This is a genomic window from Kitasatospora sp. NPDC004289 (genome assembly GCF_053602875.1).
In genome coordinates this window covers 94,538-115,350 of record NZ_JBSGEL010000016.1, presented here as the reverse complement: position 1 = coordinate 115,350, position 20,813 = coordinate 94,538, and the positions used below count along the sequence as shown (strand labels likewise).

18 protein-coding genes are annotated in these 20,813 nt (G+C 72.1%); 10 read left to right on the top strand and 8 right to left on the bottom strand.

Features of this window, described 5'->3' with window-relative positions:
- Positions 1–12 precede the first annotated feature (12 nt).
- Together ACWEPF_RS13630 and ACWEPF_RS13625 are read right to left on the bottom strand one after the other, a co-directional pair.
- Positions 13–429, bottom strand: a complete 417-nt coding sequence (locus tag ACWEPF_RS13630; RefSeq protein WP_345282040.1) for a nuclear transport factor 2 family protein — start codon at positions 427–429, stop codon at positions 13–15.
- Positions 430–485: 56 nt separating this feature from the next.
- Positions 486–2,162 carry an FAD-dependent monooxygenase gene (locus ACWEPF_RS13625; protein ID WP_452172662.1) on the bottom strand — a complete coding sequence of 559 codons (1,677 nt, stop codon included), beginning with the start codon at positions 2,160–2,162 and terminating at the stop codon, positions 486–488.
- 179 nt (positions 2,163–2,341) lie between these two features.
- Here ACWEPF_RS13625 and ACWEPF_RS13620 point away from each other — a divergent pair, with 179 nt between their 5' ends.
- On the top strand, positions 2,342–4,405 hold the full coding sequence (locus ACWEPF_RS13620) for a thioredoxin domain-containing protein (protein WP_452172661.1): 2,064 nt from the start codon (positions 2,342–2,344) through the stop codon (positions 4,403–4,405).
- Positions 4,406–4,432: 27 nt separating this feature from the next.
- Positions 4,433–5,287, top strand: coding sequence for a GNAT family N-acetyltransferase (locus ACWEPF_RS13615; protein WP_452172660.1), 855 nt, complete (start codon positions 4,433–4,435; stop codon positions 5,285–5,287).
- Between the two features lie 182 nt (positions 5,288–5,469).
- On the opposite strand, the gene ACWEPF_RS13610 is transcribed toward ACWEPF_RS13615, so the two are convergent.
- Positions 5,470–6,402 (bottom strand): hypothetical protein, encoded by a 933-nt coding sequence (locus ACWEPF_RS13610; protein WP_452172659.1) that lies wholly within the window; start codon positions 6,400–6,402, stop codon positions 5,470–5,472.
- Positions 6,403–6,653: 251 nt separating this feature from the next.
- Here ACWEPF_RS13610 and ACWEPF_RS13605 point away from each other — a divergent pair, with 251 nt between their 5' ends.
- From ACWEPF_RS13605 to ACWEPF_RS13595, 3 genes are all read left to right on the top strand, one after another.
- On the top strand, positions 6,654–7,295 hold the full coding sequence (locus tag ACWEPF_RS13605; RefSeq protein WP_452172658.1) for a papain-like cysteine protease family protein: 642 nt from the start codon (positions 6,654–6,656) through the stop codon (positions 7,293–7,295).
- A gap of 10 nt (positions 7,296–7,305) precedes the next feature.
- Entirely contained in the window at positions 7,306–8,145 is an 840-nt protein-coding gene (locus tag ACWEPF_RS13600) for a hypothetical protein (RefSeq protein ID WP_452172657.1), read from the top strand.
- 166 nt (positions 8,146–8,311) lie between these two features.
- Positions 8,312–8,563, top strand: coding sequence for a hypothetical protein (locus ACWEPF_RS13595; protein ID WP_345282053.1), 252 nt, complete (start codon positions 8,312–8,314; stop codon positions 8,561–8,563).
- Positions 8,564–8,570: 7 nt separating this feature from the next.
- Here the strand turns inward: ACWEPF_RS13595 and trhA are convergent, their stop codons facing one another.
- The gene (gene trhA, locus ACWEPF_RS13590) at positions 8,571–9,239 is read right to left on the bottom strand and encodes a PAQR family membrane homeostasis protein TrhA (protein ID WP_345282055.1); all 669 of its coding nucleotides are present in this window, start codon (positions 9,237–9,239) and stop codon (positions 8,571–8,573) included.
- A gap of 275 nt (positions 9,240–9,514) precedes the next feature.
- On the opposite strand from trhA, the gene ACWEPF_RS13585 reads away from it, so the two are divergent.
- Entirely contained in the window at positions 9,515–11,344 is a 1,830-nt protein-coding gene (locus ACWEPF_RS13585) for a phosphoenolpyruvate carboxykinase (GTP) (RefSeq protein WP_345282057.1), read from the top strand.
- 112 nt (positions 11,345–11,456) lie between these two features.
- Here ACWEPF_RS13585 and ACWEPF_RS13580 read toward each other — a convergent pair whose 3' ends face one another.
- A complete protein-coding gene (locus tag ACWEPF_RS13580) occupies positions 11,457–12,671 on the bottom strand; it encodes a pyridoxal phosphate-dependent aminotransferase (protein WP_345282059.1) in 1,215 nt (404 codons plus the stop codon).
- Between the two features lie 82 nt (positions 12,672–12,753).
- Here ACWEPF_RS13580 and ACWEPF_RS13575 point away from each other — a divergent pair, with 82 nt between their 5' ends.
- Positions 12,754–13,365 carry a prepilin peptidase gene (locus tag ACWEPF_RS13575; RefSeq protein WP_345282061.1) on the top strand — a complete coding sequence of 204 codons (612 nt, stop codon included), beginning with the start codon at positions 12,754–12,756 and terminating at the stop codon, positions 13,363–13,365.
- Here the strand turns inward: ACWEPF_RS13575 and ACWEPF_RS13570 are convergent.
- The 3 genes from ACWEPF_RS13570 to ACWEPF_RS13560 form a co-directional block, all read right to left on the bottom strand.
- Positions 13,351–14,286, bottom strand: coding sequence for a hypothetical protein (locus tag ACWEPF_RS13570; protein ID WP_452172656.1), 936 nt, complete (start codon positions 14,284–14,286; stop codon positions 13,351–13,353). The two genes, ACWEPF_RS13575 and ACWEPF_RS13570, sit on opposite strands and share 15 nt — an antisense overlap.
- A 93-nt stretch (positions 14,287–14,379) precedes the next feature.
- On the bottom strand, positions 14,380–14,787 hold the full coding sequence (locus tag ACWEPF_RS13565) for a peptidase inhibitor family I36 protein (protein WP_345282065.1): 408 nt from the start codon (positions 14,785–14,787) through the stop codon (positions 14,380–14,382).
- A gap of 408 nt (positions 14,788–15,195) precedes the next feature.
- Complete coding sequence (locus tag ACWEPF_RS13560) at positions 15,196–16,803, bottom strand: chitinase (RefSeq protein ID WP_452172655.1); 1,608 nt, start codon at positions 16,801–16,803, stop codon at positions 15,196–15,198.
- Between the two features lie 353 nt (positions 16,804–17,156).
- On the opposite strand from ACWEPF_RS13560, the gene ACWEPF_RS13555 reads away from it, so the two are divergent.
- From ACWEPF_RS13555 to ACWEPF_RS13545, 3 genes are all read left to right on the top strand, one after another.
- Positions 17,157–17,951, top strand: a complete 795-nt coding sequence (locus tag ACWEPF_RS13555) for an isoprenyl transferase (protein ID WP_380149422.1) — start codon at positions 17,157–17,159, stop codon at positions 17,949–17,951.
- Between the two features lie 171 nt (positions 17,952–18,122).
- Positions 18,123–19,457, top strand: coding sequence for a PhoH family protein (locus ACWEPF_RS13550; RefSeq protein WP_345282069.1), 1,335 nt, complete (start codon positions 18,123–18,125; stop codon positions 19,455–19,457).
- Positions 19,458–19,893: 436 nt separating this feature from the next.
- Positions 19,894–20,574 (top strand): aggregation-promoting factor C-terminal-like domain-containing protein, encoded by a 681-nt coding sequence (locus ACWEPF_RS13545; protein ID WP_345282071.1) that lies wholly within the window; start codon positions 19,894–19,896, stop codon positions 20,572–20,574.
- Positions 20,575–20,813 lie beyond the last annotated feature (239 nt).

Below are 20,813 nucleotides of genomic sequence, written 5' to 3'. Positions count from 1 at the left end.
GGTGGGTCCCCCTCAGCCGGCGAAGGCGAAGGCCGCCGCGACGCTGTTCTCGTACATCCGGTAGGTGGTGATCAGGCCGTCGGTGACCGTGACGTGCAGGGCGAACCGGCTCGCGAAGACCTTGCCGGTGCTCAGCACCTCGTGCGCGAAGTCGCCCAGTACGACGGCGTGCTGACCGTCCACCAGGATGTGGTCGACGTTGAAGGCCTTGGTGGCGACGTCCTCCGTCGCGCTGCGGATGAACTCCGCGATCTGCCCGTGGGTCGACCGCTGCCCGGTCCACGGCACGGTCGGCGCCCCGGGGACCTCGAAGTCGGTGGTCTCGGCGAACAGCTCCAGCATGCCGGTGCGGTCACCGGCCCCGAAGCGGTTGAAGAACTCCTGGACGGTCTCGGCGGTCCCGCGCACGGTGGTGGCGTTCTCGGACACGGCTGTGCTCCTCTTGCTACTCGTCGCTCGTCGGTGAAGGTTCGGGTGACGTCGGGTCAGGTGAGAAGTGCGGCGTCGGCCGGGCGTGCGGCGAGCTCCCCGCGCAGCAGGGCGGCGCCCGGGCGCTGCTCGGCCAGGAAGGCGGCCACCTGCTCGGGCCGGCCGGGCCCGGTGCGCAGGGCCAGGTGGCCGTCCGGGCGCACCACGGCCAGCGCCGGGGCGCTGCCGAGGGCGTCCAGCAGCCAGGTGTGCGCCCGGCCGAAGACGGTGGACAGGTCGTGCACCGGCGCCAGGTCGGCCAGCCGCTGCCGCAGCACGGCCGCCTCGGCCGCCCAGTCCCGGTCCGCGCGGCGGCCCGGCCAGAGCAGCACGGTGTACTGCTCCAGGTCGAGGACGGGCAGACCGGCCAGGGCCGCGGGCCCGGCGAAGAGCGGGAGCCGGTCGCCCTCCTGGGCCGGCCGGCGCACGCCCCAGCCGGTCACGCCGAGCGGCTGGCGGCCGTAGGTGAAGTCGGTCTGGGCGAGCAGCGGCGCCATGCCCCGCTGCAGCACGCCCGCGTAGTGGGAGGCGTGGAACAGGTTGTCCCGCAGGCCGACCTTGAAGGTGCCGCGCACCGTGCCGTAGCGGATCTGGGTGGCGGCGGCCCGGCCGACCCGCTCGGCGGCTGCGCTGCGCTCGGGGTGGTAGGTGTTCAGGATCGAGTGGTCCAGCTGCCCGCGGAGCACCCCGCCCAGCTTCCAGCCGAGGTTCACGGCGTCCTGCAGGCCCAGGTTCATCCCCTGGCCGCCCGCCGGGCTGACCACGTGCGCGGCGTCGCCGGCCAGGAAGCACCGGCCGCTGCGGTACTGGTGCACCACGCCGCAGCGCGGCCGGAAGGAGCTGGTCCACAGCGGCTCGGCGAGCCGGACCGAGAGCCGGGCCCGCTGGCGCAGCATGTTCTGGAACAGCTCCAGGGTCGGCGGGCCGGCCTCCTCGCCGCGGTGCGGCACGTTGCCCGCCAGGCGGTAGAGCCCGTTCTTCAGCGGCACCACCACCGCGATGCCGTTCGGCGAGTAGTAGTACTGCACGCTGTGCGGCACCCCGCCGCTGATCGCGAAGTCGCCGATCGCGTAGCTGACGTCGATCGGTTCGGGGTCGAAGGCGATGCCGAGCAGCTCGCGCAGGGTGCTGCCGGCGCCGTCGGCACCCACCAGGTACTGCGGGACGACGGTCTCCTCGGTGCCGTCCGCCCGCCGCAGCCTGACCTTCGGCCGGTCGTCGCCGGCCGGGCCGTGCTCCAGCCCCTCCAGGGTGGTCTCGTACTCGACCACCCCGCCCAGCTCGGTGAGCCGGGACCGGAGGATCTCCTCGGTCTCGCCCTGGGCCAGTGTGAGGACGAAGGGGTAGGGGGTGTCGGGCAGCCGGTCCATCCGCACCGAGCCGCGCGGGCGGCCCTCGGCGAAGTAGTCCACCGAGGGGAGCACGTGCCCGGCCTCGACCAGCCGTTCGCTGACGCCGACCCGGCGCAGCTGCTCGAGTATCCGGGGCCAGATCAGGATGGCCCGCGAATGCAGACCGGCACTGCCCCGCGGGCTCGGCCGCCGCTCCACCACCCTGACCCCGACGCCCTGCTGGAGAAGTTCACAGCCGAGCACCAGACCGACCGGGCCACCGCCGACGATCAGTACTTCCGGTTCGCCGCCGAACGCCGGCCGGATACCGGCTCCTCGATTCCGCTTGCCGTCCTGGGACATTTCACACCGCCACATCATGGATCGCGAGGGACGCACTTCCGGGGTGCTTTTTCGAATTAACGGATATGCACGATGAGGACGCTAACGGGCCGTCAGAAGGGCGTCCATATGTGTATTGAGAGGGGTATCCGCACCACCAGGTTCGACGCGGAGGGCACCCGATGCGCAAGGATGGGGCCATGCCGAACCGTCTCGCGGACGCGACCTCGCCGTACCTGCTGCAGCACGCCGACAATCCGGTCGACTGGTGGCCCTGGGGGCCGGAGGCCTTCGAGGAGGCGGAGCGGCGCGGGGTGCCGGTGCTGCTCAGCGTCGGCTACGCGGCCTGCCACTGGTGCCACGTGATGGCCCACGAGTCCTTCGAGGACGCGTCGGTGGCGGAGTACGCCAACGAACACTTCGTGGCCGTCAAGGTGGACCGCGAGGAGCGGCCGGACGTGGACGCCGTCTACATGGAGGCGGTGCAGGCGGCCACCGGGCAGGGCGGGTGGCCGATGACGGTCTTCCTGACGCCCGGTCAGGAGCCGTTCTACTTCGGGACGTACTTCCCGCCGAAGCCCCGGCACGGCCTGCCGGGCTTCCGGCAGGTGCTGGAGGGGGTGAACTCCGCCTGGCGGGACCGCCGGGACGAGGTCGGCGAGGTGGCGGCCCGGATCCGGGCCGACCTGGCGGAGCGCGCCTCGGTGTACGGGGTCGGCAGCGGGGTGCACGAGGCGCCGGGGGCCGAGGGGCTGGCGGCCGCGGTGGCCGAGCTGGGGCGCTCGTACGACGAGAAGTGGGGCGGCTTCGGCGGGGCACCCAAGTTCCCGCCGTCGATGGCGATCGAGTTCCTGCTGCGCCACCACGCACGGACCGGTTCGGCCGAGGCGCTCGCGATGGCCGGGCACAGCTGCGAGGCGATGGCCCGCGGCGGGATCTACGACCAGCTCGGCGGCGGCTTCGCCCGCTACGCGGTGGACAACCGCTGGGTGGTCCCGCACTTCGAGAAGATGCTCTACGACAACGCCCTGCTGCTCCGCGCCTACCTGCACCTGTGGCGGACCACCGGCGATGTCCTGCCGCGCCGGATCGCGCTGGAGACCGCGGACTTCCTGCTGCGCGAACTCCGCACCCCCGAGGGCGGGTTCGCCTCCGCGCTGGACGCGGACAGCCTGGACGCGGCGAGCGGCGAGAACGCCGAGGGCGCCTACTACGCGTGGACCCCGCAGCAGCTGGCCGAGGTGCTGGGGGAGGAGGACGGGGCGCTGGCCGCGGTGCTGTTCGAGGTGACGGCGGAGGGCACCTTCGAGCACGGGAGTTCGGTGCTCCAGCTGCTCTCCGACCCGGTGGACGAGGTCGCCCACGACCGGATCCGGACGGCGCTGTACGAGGCCCGGCTGAAGCGTCCGGCCCCGGCCCGGGACGACAAGGTGGTGGCGGCCTGGAACGGCCTGGCCATCGCCGCGCTGGCCGAGACCGGCGCCCTGCTGGAGCGGCCCGACCTGGTCGAGGCCGCCGAACGCGCCGCCGACCTGCTGATCACCGTGCACCTCGGCGAGGACGGCCGGCTGCTGCGCACCTCCCGGGACGGCCGGGCCGGGGCCAACGCGGGCGTGCTGGAGGACTACGCGGACACCGCCGAGGGCTTCCTCGCGCTCTACGCGGTGACCGGCGGGGCCGAGTGGCTCGGGCTGGCCGGCGGGCTGCTGGACACCGTGCTGGCGCACTTCCGCGACGAGGCGTCGGGCGCGCTCTACGACACCGCCGACGACGCCGAGCAGCTGATCCGCCGCCCGCAGGACCCGACCGACAACGCCACCCCCTCCGGCTGGACGGCCGCCGCCCAGGCGCTGCTGACCTACGCCGCGTACACCGGCTCCGAGCGGCACCGCACGGCGGCCGAGGGGGCGCTGGCCATCGTCGGCGCGCTCGGCGGCCGGGCGCCGCGGTTCGTCGGGTGGGGCCTGGCCGCCGCCGAGGCGCTGGCCGACGGGCCGCGCGAGGTGGCCGTGGTCGGCGCCGAGGGCGACGCCGGGCGGGCGCTGCTGCACCGGACGGCGCTGCTCGGCACCGCGCCGGGCGCCGTGGTCGCGGTCGGGGAGCCCGGCTCCTCCGAGGTGCCGCTGCTGGCCGGGCGGCCGCTGGTGGGCGGGGCCGCGGGGGCGTACGTCTGCCACCACTTCGTCTGCGAGGCACCGGTGGCGCAGGCGGCCGAGCTGGCGGCCAAGGTGGGGGCCCGGACCGACGGTAATGGAGGTGCGTGAAGCGCCGCTGATCAGGGAGGATGCGGCATGAACTGGACCCTCTCCTCCTCCCTGGACGAATTCCGGGAGCACGCCGGCGAGTTCCTGGCGGCGCATCCGGCCGGGAACACCGTCCTGCTGACCCTGGTGCACAACCTGACCCTGAGCGGCCCGCACGTCTTCGGCGAGGCCGACCCGTGGTTCGGCTGGTGGCGGCCGGCCCCGGACGCACCGGTGGCCGGCGCCTTCTGCCGGACGCCGCCGTTCCCGCTCCGGCTCAGCACCATGCCGCCCGAGGCGGCCGCCGAGCTGGCGACGGCGCTCGCCGCCGACCGGCGGGAGGTGCCGGCGGTCGGCGGCGAGACCGCCGCGGCCCGGGCCTTCGCCGAGGCCTGGGAGCGGGAGACCGGGGTCGGCAGCAGCGTCAACAGCAACGAACGGCTCTACCGGCTCGGCGATCTGACGGACCCGTCGCCGCTGCCGAAGGGCTCCGTCCGGCTCGCCACCCCGGACGAGGCCGACCTCCTGACGGACTGGTTCGCCGCCTTCGTCGCCGAAGCCGAGGTCGGCATCCCGGGCGAGAACCACCGGCCCACCGTGGAGCGGCGGATCGCCCGCGGCCACCTGCACGTCTGGGAGCACCAGGGCGAGGTGGTCTCCTTCGCCGGGGTCAGCGACGTCCTCGCCGGGATGTCACGGATCGGGCCCGTCTACACCCCGCCGCAGCACCGGGGCCACGGCTACGCCAGCGGCGTCGTCGCGGCCGGCTCCGCCCACGCCCTCGCCGCCGGCGCGGCCGAGGTGCTGCTCTACACCGACCTGGCCAACCCCACCAGCAACTCCATCTACCAGAAGCTCGGCTACCGGCCGGTCGAGGACTGCGTCTCCATCGACTTCGCCTGAGGTGACGCCACGTGGCCGTGCTCCGGGGCCGAAGGCCCCAGGGGCGCGAGGAACTGCGCGAGTCCGGAAGGCGGACCAGCGTGAGATCGGGGCACGTCAGCCGGTTGCAGGTGCTGCCGTTCCCCTGCGCGCAGTTCCTCGCGCCCCTGGGTCGCTGCCCTTCCGCCCCCCGTCCGGCACGGTCACTCCCAGTCCCAGCGGATGCCGAGCAGGCACGGGCTGAGCGAGCTGGCGACCAGGTGCACGCAGTGGTGCCCGTCCAGCGTCAACTCCTCCGTCTCGTACGGCGGTTCGCCCGGCGCCCGGCTGGCGAAGCGGTGGCACCGGACCGGCAGCGCCGCCGGATGGAAGGTGACCTGCAGGACGTACTGCCCGGCGCCGGAGTTGAAGCCGCGGACGTACTCGGTGGACGGCTCCGCCGCCGGGGCGTCGTCGAACCCGTACCCCAGCAGATGGGTGTCCCCGGTCCGCAGCCGCCGGTCCAACAGCAGTTCCGCGACCAGCAGTTCGGCCTCCGGGTCGCGCCGGACCCGCCCCGGCCGGCAGTTCTCCTCCCCCCGCACCCGCACCACCCCGATGTCGCACCCCGGATCCCCCTGGTAGAGCGCCAGGTACCGGTCGATCCCGTCGCGGTGCGCCCGCAGGGCGTGTTGGGAGTCGCGGCGGACCATCTGCCGGTCGGCGCCGATCCGGACCCGTTCGATGTGGGTGATGGTGTGCAGGCCGGTGTCCGGCGGTGAGGCGATGGTGGCGAGCAGGCCGTCCACGGCAACGGCCGGTGCGATCAGGTCCCGGTAGGGGCGGGTGGCGGGCCCGGCGGCCTCGGCCGGTGCCGCCTGGCGGGGGCCGAGCAGGCGGGTGAGGGAGTGCTCGGGGAGTTCCAGCACCTCCTCCAGGATCCGTACGGCGCGCAGGGATTCGGGCCGTTCGGGCCGTCGCCGCCCCTGCTGCCAGTAGCTCAGGCTGGTCACCCCGACCTGGACGCCGCGCTGGGCCAGGTGCAGCCGCAGGCGGTGGAGGGCGAGGCCGCGGGCCGCGATGGCGGCGCGCAGGGCGAGGTGGAACGGGCCGGTGCGGAGGGCGGTGGCGAGCTCGGGGTGGACGGTCTGCTGCACGGCGGGCTCCCGTCTGTCGGGTTGACCGTGAATATTCACACGCCGGTGGCGAGTTGTCACCGGTCCGGACGTGTTGACGTGCGCGGGGTGCCGGCCGTGTTCACACCGTGCGGGGCCCCGTTCACACCCCCGTCCGGGCCCCGACGAGGTGCGTTGACCGGCTCCCGTCATGGCCCGATGCTCACTGCACCGCGCCCCATCGCGGTACCCCCACATCCCCTCTCCTGCGGGAACGCAAGGAGGAGAAGCCCATGCAGATCTCCAGGACCCGCCTGCGCCGTGCGGTCGCCGCACTCGCGCTCGGCGTCATCGCCCCCACACTGGTGGCCGCCACCGGCACCCCGGCCCAGGCCGCCACCGCTCCCCAGGCCCGGGCGGCCGCCGCCCAGGCACCCGGCGCCGTCACCGCCCTCGGGGTGCGCAAGCTCAACCTCACCATGCAGCAACAGCAGCAGGACAACTGGTGCTGGGCGGCGAGCGGCAACACCATCGCCACCTACTTCGGCTACACCTACAGCCAGAACCAGTTCTGCAACGCCGCGTTCAACCGCTCGATCAACTCCAGCTGCCCCAACAACCAGGCCACGCTGGGGAACGTGCAGACGGCGCTGCGCTACATCGGCATCAACTCCGGCTCCTACGTGACCGGGTACCTGCGCTACAGCACGGTGCAGACCGAGATCGACGCCAACCGGCCGATCGAGACCCGGATCCAGTGGTCCTCCGGCGGCGGCCACATGCACGTGCTCTACGGCTACGACACCGGCAACAACTGGGTCTACTGGGGCGACCCGTGGCCCTCCAACTACCGCTACAACTGGGCGGACTACAACTACTACGTCAACAACAACACGTTCTCCTGGACCCACTCCCTCTACCGGATCGGCGCCTGAGGAGACGACCATGACCGACACCATCCGCAAGCAAGCCTCCCGGCTCGCGGCCGCCACCGTGCTGGCCGCCACCCTCGGCCTGGCCGCCGCCCCGCTCGCCCAGGCCGCCGACCCGGCACCCGGCGCTCCCGCCCAGCTCGCCCCCACGGAGCTGAACGCGGCCCGCGGTGCGGCCCAGTCCCCGTCCGTCCTGGACCAGTTGGGCCACTTCTTCGCCCGCAAGGGCGTCCCGCCGAACCAGTCGCTGGCGCTCTCCCCGGCCGACGAGGCCCGGGCCGCCGCCGAGGCCGCACCGCGGCTGAGCGGCGACACCGTCCCGGTCTACCTGCTGGACCCGGGCTTCGTGGCCGGCACCCCGGGCGCCCCGGTGGCCCGGGCGGAGTTCACCGCCAGCAAGGCGGTGGCGGCCGACGGCCAGGTGGCCTCGGTCTGGACGGCCAGGCAGGGCGCGGGCTGGCGGGTCGTCAACATCGCCACCGGTGGCGACGAGACCGACTACGCCGCGAAGGCCGCGGCCGGCGGAGGCGGCACCGCCTTCCGCGAGCCGCAGATCGACGCCTGGTACGTGCTGCGCGGGGGCAGGGTGCTCCCGCTGGACGAGGACGCCCGGAAGGCGGTGGGCGCCGGGGTCTCGCTGGCCGACTACCAGCGCCAGGTGAAGCAGCGCTACGGCGACAAGCTGCCCGGCTCGGTCTACGACCAGCAGGGCAAGGGCGGTGGCTACCAGGCCGCTCCGGTGGCGGAGCCGGACGGCCCGTCGCTGCTGACGGCGGGCACGGCGGGCGCGGCCCTGCTGGCCACCGCCCTGACCGGCCTCGGCCTGCGGGCACGGCGCAGGGCCCGCGGCTAGCGGAGCGGGGCACGAGGCAGGACCGAGGACGCGGGGCCGGGGAACCGGCACCGCGTCCTCGGTCTTTTTTGACGAAGCGTTGACCCCTCGTTCGCCTTCCTGCCGGTCCGGCATGTCACCGTGTGTGCCGTCGGAGTCCCGTTGGGTGTCAGGAGAAGGGGAGCAGATGGCGGTGAGGTACACGGGGGCGCTGGTCGCGATCGCGGCGGCGTTGGCCGTCGTGCTGGCCTACGTGCTGGGCGGACCGAGGATGGTCTGGATCGTGGCGGCGGCCGAGGTGGCGCTGGTGATGATGGACGTGGCCCGCCGGTTCAAGGTGCGGGCGATGCACCGCAGGGCGGCCGTCCGGCCGGAGGCCGACCACTGCGAGCAGTGCGCCCGGGCCAGGCGGCGGCTGGAGGGCCGGACCGTCCGTTGACGGGCCCTCAGTGGGCGACGCTGTACGCGACCAGGGAGACCCCGACGTACTGCGTGATGAACGCCCCCAGGGTGAAGGCGTGGAAGACCTCGTGGAAGCCGAACCAGCGCGGTGAGGGGTTCGGCTTCTTGAGTCCGTACACCACGCCGCCCACGCTGTAGAGCACTCCGCCGACGAGCATCAGCACCAGCACCGCGACGCCGCCGGTGCGCAGGAAGTCGGGCAGGAAGAAGACCGCCGCCCACCCCAGTGCCAGGTAGCACGGGGTGTAGAGCCAGCGCGGCGCGCCGACCCAGAAGACCCGGAAGGCGATCCCGGCCAGCGCTCCGCCCCAGACCAGCCAGAGCAGCACCTGCTGCCGGCCGCCGTCCAGCAGCAGGATGGTGAACGGGGTGTACGAGCCCGCGATGATCAGGAAGATGTTCGCGTGGTCGAGCCGGCGCAGGATCGCGTCGCCGCGCGGGCCCCAGTCGAAGCGGTGGTAGACGGCGCTCACGCCGAACAGCATCCACGCGCTGATCGAGTACACGGTGCAGGCGATCCGGGCCGGGGTCGAGCCGGCCAGACAGATCAGCACGATGCCGGCGGCCACCGAGGCCGGGAACATCCCCGCGTGCAGCCATCCGCGCCACTTGGGCTTGATCTCGGCCAGGGCCTGCGTCAGAGCATCCGTCATGGCCAGATCCTACCTACGGTCCCGTAGGTTACCGACGTGTAGGAAGTGATGATCGCCACCTTTGTACGTTCTGGAGTGTTCGAGGGTGGCACTCGAGGCTCCGGGGAGGGACGCCGGAGCCTTGTTACCCCCCAGTACTTGGACAAGGAGGCGTAAAGATTCCGCCAATCACGCCTCTGTGCCGTGTCCTGGCCTTGAGGGCGGAGCTACGGTGTAGACACCCTCAACCACCGCGACGCCGCCTCCCCGACGAGATGGCGTGAAACGGAGCGATCGTGTCGAACGAGATCTCTGCGCTCAGCGCAACCGCGCCGACCCGTCACAAGCGCCTGCTCGCCTGGGTGAGCGAGATCGCGGAGCTGACCCAGCCGGACGCCGTCGTCTGGTGCGACGGCTCGGAGGAGGAGTACCAGCGCCTCGCCGACCAGCTGGTGGCCCAGGGCACCTTCACCAAGCTCAACCAGGAGAAGCGGCCCAACTCCTACTACGCCGCCTCCGACCCGACCGACGTCGCCCGGGTCGAGGACCGCACCTACATCTGCTCCGAGCAGGAGAAGGACGCGGGTCCGACCAACAACTGGAAGGCCCCCGCCGAGATGCGGGAGCTGTTCACCGGCGCCGAGGGCCTCTTCAAGGGCGCGATGAAGGGCCGCACGATGTACGTCGTGCCGTTCTCCATGGGCCCGGTCGGCTCCCCGCTGGCCGCGTACGGCGTCGAGATCACCGACTCCGCCTACGTCGCCGTCTCGATGCGCGTGATGACCCGGATGGGCCAGGCCGTGCTGGACCAGCTCGGCGAGGACGGCGAGTTCGTCAAGGCCGTGCACACCGTCGGCGCCCCGCTGGCCGAGGGCCAGGCGGACGTCCCGTGGCCGTGCAACACCACCAAGTACATCTCGCACTTCCCGGAGACCCGCGAGATCTGGTCCTTCGGCTCCGGCTACGGCGGCAACGCCCTGCTCGGCAAGAAGTGCTACGCGCTGCGGATCGCCTCCACCATGGCCCGGGACGAGGGCTGGCTGGCCGAGCACATGCTCGTCCTCAAGCTCACCCCGCCGAGCGGCGCCGAGCCCAAGTACATCGCGGCCGCCTTCCCGTCCGCCTGCGGCAAGACCAACCTGGCGATGCTCCAGCCGACCATCCCGGGCTGGAAGGTCGAGACCATCGGCGACGACATCGCCTGGATGCGCTTCGGCGCCGACGGCCAGCTCTACGCCATCAACCCGGAGGCCGGCTTCTTCGGCGTCGCCCCCGGCACCGGCACCGACACCAACGCCAACGCGATCGACACCCTCTGGGGCAACACGGTCTTCACCAACGTCGCGCTGACCGACGACGGCGACGTCTGGTGGGAGGGCCTGACCGACGAGCCGCCGGCCCACCTGACCGACTGGCGCGGCAACGACTGGACCCCCGAGTCCGGCACCCCCGCCGCCCACCCGAACGCCCGCTTCGCCGTCCCGGCCGCGCAGTGCCCGACCATCGCGCCGGAGTGGGAGGACCAGGCCGGCGTGCCGATCTCGGCCATCCTGTTCGGCGGCCGCCGGGCCACCGCCGTCCCGCTGGTCACCGAGTCCTTCGACTGGCAGCACGGCGTCTTCCTGGGCGCCAACATCGCCTCCGAGAAGACCGCCGCCCAGGAGGGCACCGTCGGCGAGCTGCGCCGCGACCCGTTCGCGATGCTGCCGTTCTGCGGCTACAACATGGGCGACTACTTCGCCCACTGGCTGAAGCTCGGTGCCGAGGCCGACGCCGCGAAGCTGCCGAAGATCTACTACGTCAACTGGTTCCGCAAGAACGCCGGCGGCGACTTCGTCTGGCCGGGCTACGGCGAGAACGCCCGGGTGCTGAAGTGGATCGTCGAGCGCCTGGAGGGCACCGGCGCGGGCGTCGAGACCCCGATCGGCGTGCTGCCGACCGTCGAGGGCTTCGACCTCAAGGGCCTGAACATCGCCGACGCCGACCTCGACCTGCTGTTCTCGGTCGACAAGGAGATCTGGCGCAAGGAGGCCGCGCTGGTCCCCGCCCACCTGGAGCTGTTCGGCGAGCACACGCCGAAGGCGCTCTGGGACGAGTACGAGGCGCTGGTCGACCGCCTGGGCTGATGCCCGGGTGGCCTGACGCGGCGTCACAGAACGGCCGGAGCCCCGACCGTACGATCCCAACCCTCTGGGGATCGTCCGGGCGGGGCTCCGGCCGTTTCCGGGTACGGGCGCGCTACGGCTGCACGTAGCCGGAGAGGAAGTCGCCGATCCGGGTGACGGCGTCGGTGATGTCCTCCGGGCGGGGCAGGGTGACCAGTCGGAAGTGGTCCGGCTCGGGCCAGTTGAAGCCGGTGCCCTGGACGATCAGGATGCGCTTGGCCCGGAGCAGGTCGAGCACCATCCTGGCGTCGTCCTTGATCTTGTAGACCTGCGGGTCCAGCCGGGGGAAGGCGTAGAGCGCGCCCTTGGGCTTGACGCAGCTCACCCCCGGGATCTGGTTGAGCAGCTCGTACGCCGCGTCCCGGGACTCCAGCAGCCGCCCGCCGGGCAGCAGCAGATCCTTGATCGACTGCCGTCCGCCGAGCGCCGCGGCCACCGCGTGCTGGGCGGGCATGTTGGCGCACAGCCGCATGCTGGCCAGCACGGTCAGGCCCTCGATGTAGCTGGCCGCCCGGTGCCGGTCGCCGGAGAGCACCATCCAGCCGGAGCGGAAGCCCGCCACCCGGTAGGACTTGGACATCCCGTTGAAGGTCACGCAGAACAGGTCCGGGGCCAGGGTGGCCAGCGGGACGTGCACCGCGTCGTCGTAGAGGATCTTGTCGTAGATCTCGTCCGCGTAGAGCACCAGCTTGTGCCGGCGGGCGATCTCGACGATCCCCTCCAGCACCTCCTGCGGGTAGACCGCGCCGGTCGGGTTGTTCGGGTTGATCACCACGATCGCCCTGGTCCGGTCGGTCACCTTGGCCTCGATGTCGGCCAGGTCCGGGTACCACTCGGACTGCTCGTCGCAGCGGTAGTGCACGGCGGTGCCGCCGGCCAGCGAGACCGAGGCGGTCCACAGCGGGTAGTCCGGAGCCGGCACGAGCACCTCGTCGCCGTCGTCCAGCAGGGCCGTCATGGCCAGCTGGATCAGCTCGGAGACGCCGTTGCCGAGGAAGACGTCCTCCACCGTGAGGCCGTGCAGGCCGCGCTCCTCGTAGTGCATCACGATGGCGCGGCGGGCCGAGAGCAGGCCCTTGGAGTCGCCGTAGCCGTGCGCCGAGGAGAGGTTCTTCAGGATGTCCTGGAGGATCTCGGGCGGCGCCTCGAAGCCGAAGGCGGCGGGGTTGCCCGTGTTCAGCTTGAGGATGCGATGGCCCTGGTCCTCCAGTCGCATCGCCTCGTCGAGCACCGGGCCGCGGATGTCGTAGCAGACATTGGCGAGCTTGCTGGACTGGATGACCTGCATGCTCGGTAATGCTACGGGCGCCGGGCCCCGGATCCGCAGTGGCCTTGCCCACAGCGTCAGGTGTTCTGGGAGGCTGTGGGCCATGACGGCGATTCTGGGCGGGGCGCTGGCGGGACTGGCCGCGGTGGTCTGGGTGCGGTGGGCGGTGGCCCGCTGGGCGGTGCCCTACGAGGGGGAGACGGCGCGGCCGGTGCCGCTGCCGGTGCAGGCCGCCGTGACGGTGGCGGTGGGCGCCGCGGTCGGGGCCGGGTACGGGGTGCCCGGCTGGCCGGCCCTGGTCTGGCTGGCCCTGCTCGGCGTGCCGCTCGGCCTGATCGACGCCTCGGTGCACCGCCTCCCCGACGTGCTCACCCTCCCGCTGGCCCTGGGCACCGCCGCCCTGCTGGCCCTGACGGAGCCTCAGGCCCTGCTCCGCTGCCTGCTCGCGGCCCTGACCCTCGGACTCGGCTTCGCCCTGCTGGCCCTGCTGGTCCCGATCGGCCTCGGCGACGCCAAGCTGGCCCCCAGCCTGGGCGCCCTGCTGGCCGTCACCGGCTGGTCCACCGTGCGCACCGGCCTGCTGCTCACCGTCCTGCTGGCCGGCCTGTGGGCGGTCGCGCTGCTCGCCACCCGCCGGGCCGGCCGCCGGGACGACCTGGCCTTCGGCCCGCCGCTGCTGCTCGGCACGCTGGCCGCGGTGCTACTGGCCCAGTAGCGCTTCGGCCTTCGCCAGCGCCTGCCGCCAGGCCTCGGCGGCGGCCCGCAGCTGCGGCTCGCGCTCCTTCAGCAGGGCGTTCTGGTGCTCGGTCTCCACGGTCTGCCAGACCGTCAGGTAGCCGGTGCGGCGCTTGCAGTCGAGGTCCTGCTTCGCGGTGGTGATCTCCCGGGCGTCCGGGGAGGCGGGGACGCCCGGCGCGCCCGGCCGCCAGGCCGGGTCACCGGCGGCCCGGTGCGGATCGGGGTAGTCGAGACCGGCCTCGCGCATGCAGGTGCTCCACCGCGCGTCGGCCTCCTTGGCCCGGGCGTCCTCGGCGGTGCGCTGCCACCCGGCCTGCAGGGCGGCCTCCACCGGGTCGTCGCCCTCGGCCAGGCCGGCCGGGACGCCGAGCCGCTGCTCGGCCTCGCCCCGGCAGCCGCCGCGCCCGGCCTGCTGCGGGGTGGTCGCACCGGGCTCCTCCCCGGTGTACGCCGCGACCAGGGGCTCCGTCATGGCGGCGTTCCTGGCCTCCACCGCCTGCCGCCGCTCGGTGACCTGAGCGGCCGTCAGGCCGCGCGGCGGAGCCACCCGGTAGCCGATCGCGGCCACCGTCCGGGCGTCGGTGACGCCGTAGCGGCGCTCGTTGACGTCGTGCTCCTCGCCCGCCGCGGCGGGACGGGCGGGCCAGCTCAGGCCCTTGGCCCGCATGCAGTCGGCGGCGATCCGGTCGGTGGCCTGCTGGAGGTGCTCCAGCTGGGGCGGCGTCAGCCGGTAGGCGTCCAACGGCAGGACGGGGGCCACCGCCCCGGCGACCGTCCGGGTCGGCAGCGCGGACGAGAACGCGCTCGGCTCGGCCGGCCGGTCGGCCTGGCAGGCGGTGAGGACGGCGACCACGGCCAGCAGGGCCGAGGCGGCGCCGAGCGGGTGCAGGCGTGCCACGGATCTTTCTCCTCGCTCTGTCCGGGGAATTCCGGGAAACTCCGGGAAATGCGGAGGGGCGCCCCGGGAATTCCGGGGCGCCCCTCCGGCCGATTACGGGCAGCCGGCGTTGGAGGAGAAGCAGTGCGAACTGAAGGCGTTCGCGAATCCGGTGCCGAGCGTGTTGAACTTGCCGCCGCCCGCGACCACCTTGACGCTGCCGGTGTAGTTGGCACCGGTGAACAGCTTCAGCGAGCTGTCGGGGTCACGGTTCCAGACCGCGCCGACGGTGTCGTTGATCGGGGTCTCGGTGCCGTAGTACGTGCCGGTGTAGCTGGGCTTGCTGTACAGGGTGTCGTACACCCAGCCGTCGTAGCTGTAGGTGTAGTAGAGGCAGGCCTCGCCGCCGCCGGCGGATTCGCAGACGCCGTTGTAGCTGCCGGCCGAGGCGGTGCCGGCCATGCCGACGGTCAGCGCGGCCGCGCTGACGAAACCGATGACGGCCTTCTTGAAAGTACGCATTTCCCAACTCCCCGGTCAATGATGGCGGATTTTCGGGTCGTCCATCGCGAGGCTCCGGATTTCATCTCCTCGCAACAATTCGATCCTACGAACGCGCACCGGTTTTACCACTGCTTTAATCGGCCATCACGAGACCTTGTCATGTCGCCCCCGAACGTCCGGTCTCCGGGGCCGGTGGGGCCGGTATCCGGAAACCGTGCCCGATCCGTCCCGGTCCCCCCGGGGCAAACGTGAGGCGGACCACAGTGACGGGTGTGACGGGAGTGGCGGAAAACCACCTGTGGGCTGACGGGCCGTCATGTCCGGCGGAGCCCGCCGAACGCGAAGAGGCCCGCCACGCCCGGAGCGGCGTGACGGGCCTCGTGGACGCGCGGCCCCACCCTCATAGGGCGCGCGTCCGGGGAGGTGTTACGGCATGGAGTGGACGAACGGGCCCACGGTGTTGGAGAAGGCGTTGCCGTTGTTGGCGTCCCAGTTGGTCGACCAGGTCATCGCGCCGCGGATGGTCGGCCACTTGGCCGGCGGGACGAAGGAGCCGCAGTTGGTGCCGGTGGCCAGGCAGCTGAGCGCGTTGTTGACCACGCTCGGGGCCACGTAGCCGCCGCCGGCCGCCTTGGTCGAGGCCGGGACGCCGATGCCGACCTGGTCGGGCCGCAGGCCGCCCTGGATCTGGGTGCAGACCTGGGAGGTGATGAAGTCGATGGTGCCCTGGGTGTAGACCTTGCCGTCGCAGCCGTTCATGCCACCGGAGTTGTAGAACTGGGTGTTCATCACGGTGAGGATGGACTTGGTCTTGAGCGCCAGCTTGAAGTACGCGCCCTCGGTGGAGTAGACGCCGATGGTCTCGGGCGCCATGGTGAGGACGAACTTCGAGCCGATCTTCGCCTGCAGGTTGAGCAGGGCGTTGCCCAGCTGCTCCGGGTTGACCCCGTTCTCCAGGTCCACGTCGATGCCGTCGAAGCCGTAGTCCTTCAGCACCGCGTAGGCGCTGTCGGTGAAGGCGGTGGCGGCGGCCGCGTCGTTGACCTGGATGGCGCCGTTCTGGCCGCCGATGGAGAGGACGACCTTCTTGCCGGCCGCCTGCTTGGCCTTCACGTCGGCGCGGAACTGCGCGTCGGTGTAGCCGCCGAGCTTGCTGGACAGGCCCGGGTCGAGCTGGAAGGTGATCGCCCCGGTCTTCGTCGGGACGGAGTCGGCGAACGACACCTCGATGATGTCGTAGGCGCTCTGCACCTCGCTCAGCTTCTGGACGGTCGCGCCGTTGTCGAAGTTGTGCCAGTAGCCGGTCAGCACGTGCTTCGGCAGGTCGGTGACCGGGCCGGTCGGGGTGACCGTGGGGGTCGGCGTGGGGGTGACCGTCGGCGTCGGCGTCGGGGTGACGGTGGGCGTCACGGTCGGCGTGGCCGTGGGGGTGACCGTCGGCGTGACGGTGGGGGTGGGGGTGGGGGTCGGCGTCACGGTCGGCGTCGGGGAGGCGGTGCCGCCCGGGCCGGTCAGGGTGATGTCGTCCGCCTGGTACGCGGCCTGGCCGTACCAGCCGTGCACGTACAGGGTGACGCTGTTGACGCCCGCGCCGGTGGTGAAGCTGGTGGAGAGCTGGTTCCAGCTGGACTGGCTGGACCAGACCGACGGGTCGGTGCCGCCGGTGCCGCGGACACCGAGGTAGGTGTACGGGCCCTGAACCCAACCGGCCAGCGCGTAGCTGGTGTTGGGCAGCACGCTGACGGTCTGCCGGCACTCGGCGGTGTCGGAGCTGCTCGGCGCCGCGTTCAGCGCGTACGAGCCGGAGTGCGCCGGGGAGGCGGCGGCCGAGGCGGTGCCGGTGCAGGTCCAGCCGGAGAGGTTCCCGGCCTCGAAGCCGCCGTTGGCCACCAGGTTGCCGACGGCGGCGTTGGCGCCGCCCGCGAACAGGGCCAGGCCGGTGGCGGCCAGCGCGAGTGCGGTGCCGCCGGCCGCGAGGGCGGGGACGGGGCTGCGCCGGCGCCGGTGGGACGGCTGCGACAGCGTACGAGCCATGGAGACGCTCCTGTGGGAGGAGGGAGGAGCCGCCGCGGTGGGGGGCGCGGCGGCTCCGTGTGGGGGAGGGGAGGTCCGCTGTGGTTCCGGTGAGTGCGGCGGCCGGTGGGGCGTCCGCTGCTCTCGGTCAAAAGCTGGACTAGACCAATGGCAAGCGTCAAGGAGTCGGCGGTCGGCTTACGCCATATTTAAGGAACAGGAGACCGTTCCGTGTCCGTGGTCACGGCGGCGACGTCAGGTCGTGACACGGTCGGTACCTGCGGCTTTACCGAGCGGACCGGTGCCGGAGTAGGCTGCGCAGGGTATTTTTCGGTACCCGTCCCGGGGGCCGAGCACGGAGGGACCGAACTACATTGGGTCTGCGCGACGTCGTCGAGCGCACGCCGGGTCTCCGCACCCTGCTGGACAACGCCTACCGGCTGTACGGCCGCCGGGTCGAGGTCTACCTGGAGAGCACCCCGCACCACATCGGCGTGATCCTGGACGGGAACCGCCGCTGGGCCAAGGCCACCGGTGGCACCACCGTGGACGGCCACCAGCGCGGAGCCGACAAGATCAGCGAGTTCCTGGGCTGGTGCGAGGAGACGCACGTCCAGGTGGTCACCCTCTGGATGCTCTCCACCGACAACCTCTCCCGCCCGCCGGCCGAACTGCTGCCGCTGCTCGGCATCATCGAGGACACCGTCCGCCGGCTCGCCGCCGACGGCCGCTGGAAGGTCCACCCGGTCGGCGCGCTCGACCTGCTCCCCGAGCGGACCTCCTCCACCCTCAAGGACGCCGCCGAGGCCACCGCCCACGTCAACGGGATCACCGTCAACGTCGCGGTCGGCTACGGCGGGCGGCACGAGATCACCGACGCGGTCCGCTCCCTGCTCCAGGAGCACGCCGAGCGCGGCACCTCCATCGAGGAGCTCGCCGAACTCCTCGACGTCGAGCACATCGCCGAACACCTCTACACCAAGGGCCAGCCCGACCCCGACCTGGTGATCCGCACCTCCGGCGAGCAGCGCCTGTCCGGCTTCCTGCTCTGGCAGAGCGCCCACTCGGAGTTCTACTTCTGCGAGGCGTACTGGCCGGCCTTCCGGAAGGTCGACTTCCTGCGGGCCCTGCGGGACTTCCAGTTGAGGAACCGTCGGATGGGGCTGTAGCCCCGGTCGGTCCCGGGCGGCCAGGACCGGTGGCCCACGGTGGGTCTGACGCACCGAAAGTTAACCAAGAGGATGATCTCCAGCAGGGTTCGTCAGGTCTCGGGTGAGGGAATAGACCCACCATGACCGGTACCCGGCCACCCGGGTCGCGGGACCGGCTCTGGAGGCCTAGTGGTCAGTACCAAGAGCCGCCGGACACCAGACCGGCGCACGTACGTTCTCGACACCAGCGTGCTCCTGGCGGACCCACTCGCCATGACCCGCTTCGAGGAGCACGAGGTCGTCCTCCCCGTGGTCGTGGTCACCGAGTTGGAGGCCAAGCGGCACCACCCGGAGCTCGGCTACTTCGCCCGCCAGGCACTGCGCCTGCTGGACGACTACCGGGTCCGCTTCGGCCGGCTCGACGAGCCGATCCCGGTGGGGGAGGTGGGCGGCACCATCAGGGTGGAGCTCAACCACTCCGACACCTCGGTGCTCCCGGCCGGCTACCGCATCGGCGGTGGTGAGGCCGACACCCGGATCCTCGCGGTCGCGCGCAACCTCCAGGCCGAGGGGTACGACGTCACCGTCGTCTCCAAGGACCTGCCGATGCGGATCAAGGCCAGCTCGGTCGGTCTGCTCGCGGAGGAGTACCGCGCGGAGCTGGCGATCACCTCGGGCTACACCGGGATGTCCGAACTCCACGTCTCCGGCGACCAGGTGGACGCGCTGTTCGGCGCGGGCCACGACGCCGCGGTGGACGTGGAGGGCGCGGAGGAGCTGCCGGTGCACACCGGTCTGGTGCTCAGCTCCGAGCGCGGCCGGGCCCTCGGCCGGGTCACCGCGGACGGCCGGGTGCGGCTGGTCCGGGGGGACCGGGAGGCCTTCGGACTCCGCGGCCGCAGCGCCGAACAGCGGGTCGCCCTCGACCTGTTGCTCGACCAGGAGGTCGGCATCGTCTCGATGGGCGGCCGGGCCGGCACCGGAAAGTCCGCGCTGGCGCTCTGCGCCGGTCTGGAGGCGGTGCTGGAGCGGAGGCAGCACCGCAAGGTGATGGTCTTCCGTCCCCTCTACGCGGTCGGCGGGCAGGAGTTGGGCTACCTCCCGGGCAGCGAGGCGGAGAAGATGGGCCCGTGGGCCCAGGCGGTCTTCGACACGCTCTCGGCGGTGACCACCCCGGACGTGATCGAGGAGGTCATCTCCCGCGGGATGCTGGAGGTGCTCCCGCTCACCCACATCCGGGGCCGTTCGCTGCACGACGCCTTCGTGATCGTGGACGAGGCCCAGTCGCTGGAGCGGAACGTGCTGCTCACCGTGCTCTCCCGGATCGGCCAGGGCTCGCGGGTGGTGCTCACCCACGACGTGGCCCAGCGGGACAACCTGCGGGTGGGGCGGTACGACGGCGTGGTCGCGGTGGTGGAGAAGCTGAAGGGCCATCCGCTGTTCGCCCACATCACGCTGACCCGCTCGGAGCGTTCGCCGATCGCGGCCCTGGTGACCGAGATGCTGGAGGACGTCGGGCCCTAGGAGGCCTGTGGGAACGCCCCGGCCGGGAGGTCATAACGGGGCAAGGCCGGACAACGGGACCTGGTACGAAGTATCAGGTCCCGTTGCTGTCATCAGATCTGACTGTCTGTCGGGCGGTGCTCCGTCAAACGTCCTGGTGGCGGAGGTTGTGACATCTGCCACGCGAAGGGGAATTGCGTTGACCCGTCCCCGTGCGGCATGGTGAGGGTTCTGTCAGGCCCCGCGTACGGCACATATCACCCGACAACTCCGGTCGTCGGGTGGACAACTGAACAGCCATGAGCCGTACGCCGCCCGAACGAACCGCCGATCCGGCCTGCCGGAGAGGTGCCGGGCCCGCGTCTCCCGTGACCAGAGCACCACCATGGAGGCCAGTGACCAGGGGCATGGTGCACCCGGACGGTCACGGCTGTGGGTGCTGCTGGAAGGAAACCATGTGACTCGGATCTCGGTCCGGGGAGTTGCCGTGGCCTCCGCCACCGCCGTCACCGCAGTCGGTGCGGTCGTGGGCGTGGCCTCGGGCAGCGAGGGCAAGCCGACCCAGACGGTCGACGTCGCGGGAGCCACCCTGCTCCAGGACGTCCCGGTGGGCGCCCACGCCCAGACGGTCAGCGACCACATCGCCGCCCAGGCGACCGCTCAGCAGGCTTCGGCCGACGCCGCCGCCAAGAAGGCCGCCGAGGAGGCGGCCCGTCAGAAGGCGGCCGCGGACGCGCAGGCCAAGGCCGACGCCGAGAAGGCCGCGAAGGCGGCCGAGGAGAAGCGGAAGGCCGACGAGGAGGCCGCGAACCGCGCCAAGGCGCGCTCCGTGATGGCCACCGTCAGCCCCGGCTCGGTCCAGGAGATGGCCCTCCAGATCGTCGGCAACGACACGCAGTTCCAGTGCTTCAGCCAGATCGTGAAGCGCGAGAGCGGCTGGAACTACACGGCGAGCAACCCGAGCTCCGGCGCGTACGGCCTGGTCCAGGCGCTGCCCGGTTCCAAGATGGCCTCGGCCGGCGCGGACTGGCGCACCAACCCCGCGACCCAGATCAAGTGGGGCCTGAACTACATGAACAGCCGCTACGGCTCGCCCTGCGGCGCCTGGCAGTTCTGGCAGTCCCACCACTGGTACTAGACACCACGACGAAGGCCCCGACCTGCGATCAGGTCGGGGCCTTCGTCGTGTCCGGGGCGTCGGTGGGCCGCGCCGCCCGGATGCGCTGACCGTGCGCGCGGGCGGTGCGGCCGGGTGCGGACGCGGGGGCCGGAGGGGGTCCTGGTGCCTCCGGGCCGGTCCGCGGACAGTTGGTCCGTGTACTCCGCCCCCTCCCCGGGATCGTGGTGTCCGAAACCTCCCGTTTACGGACGGTCTGT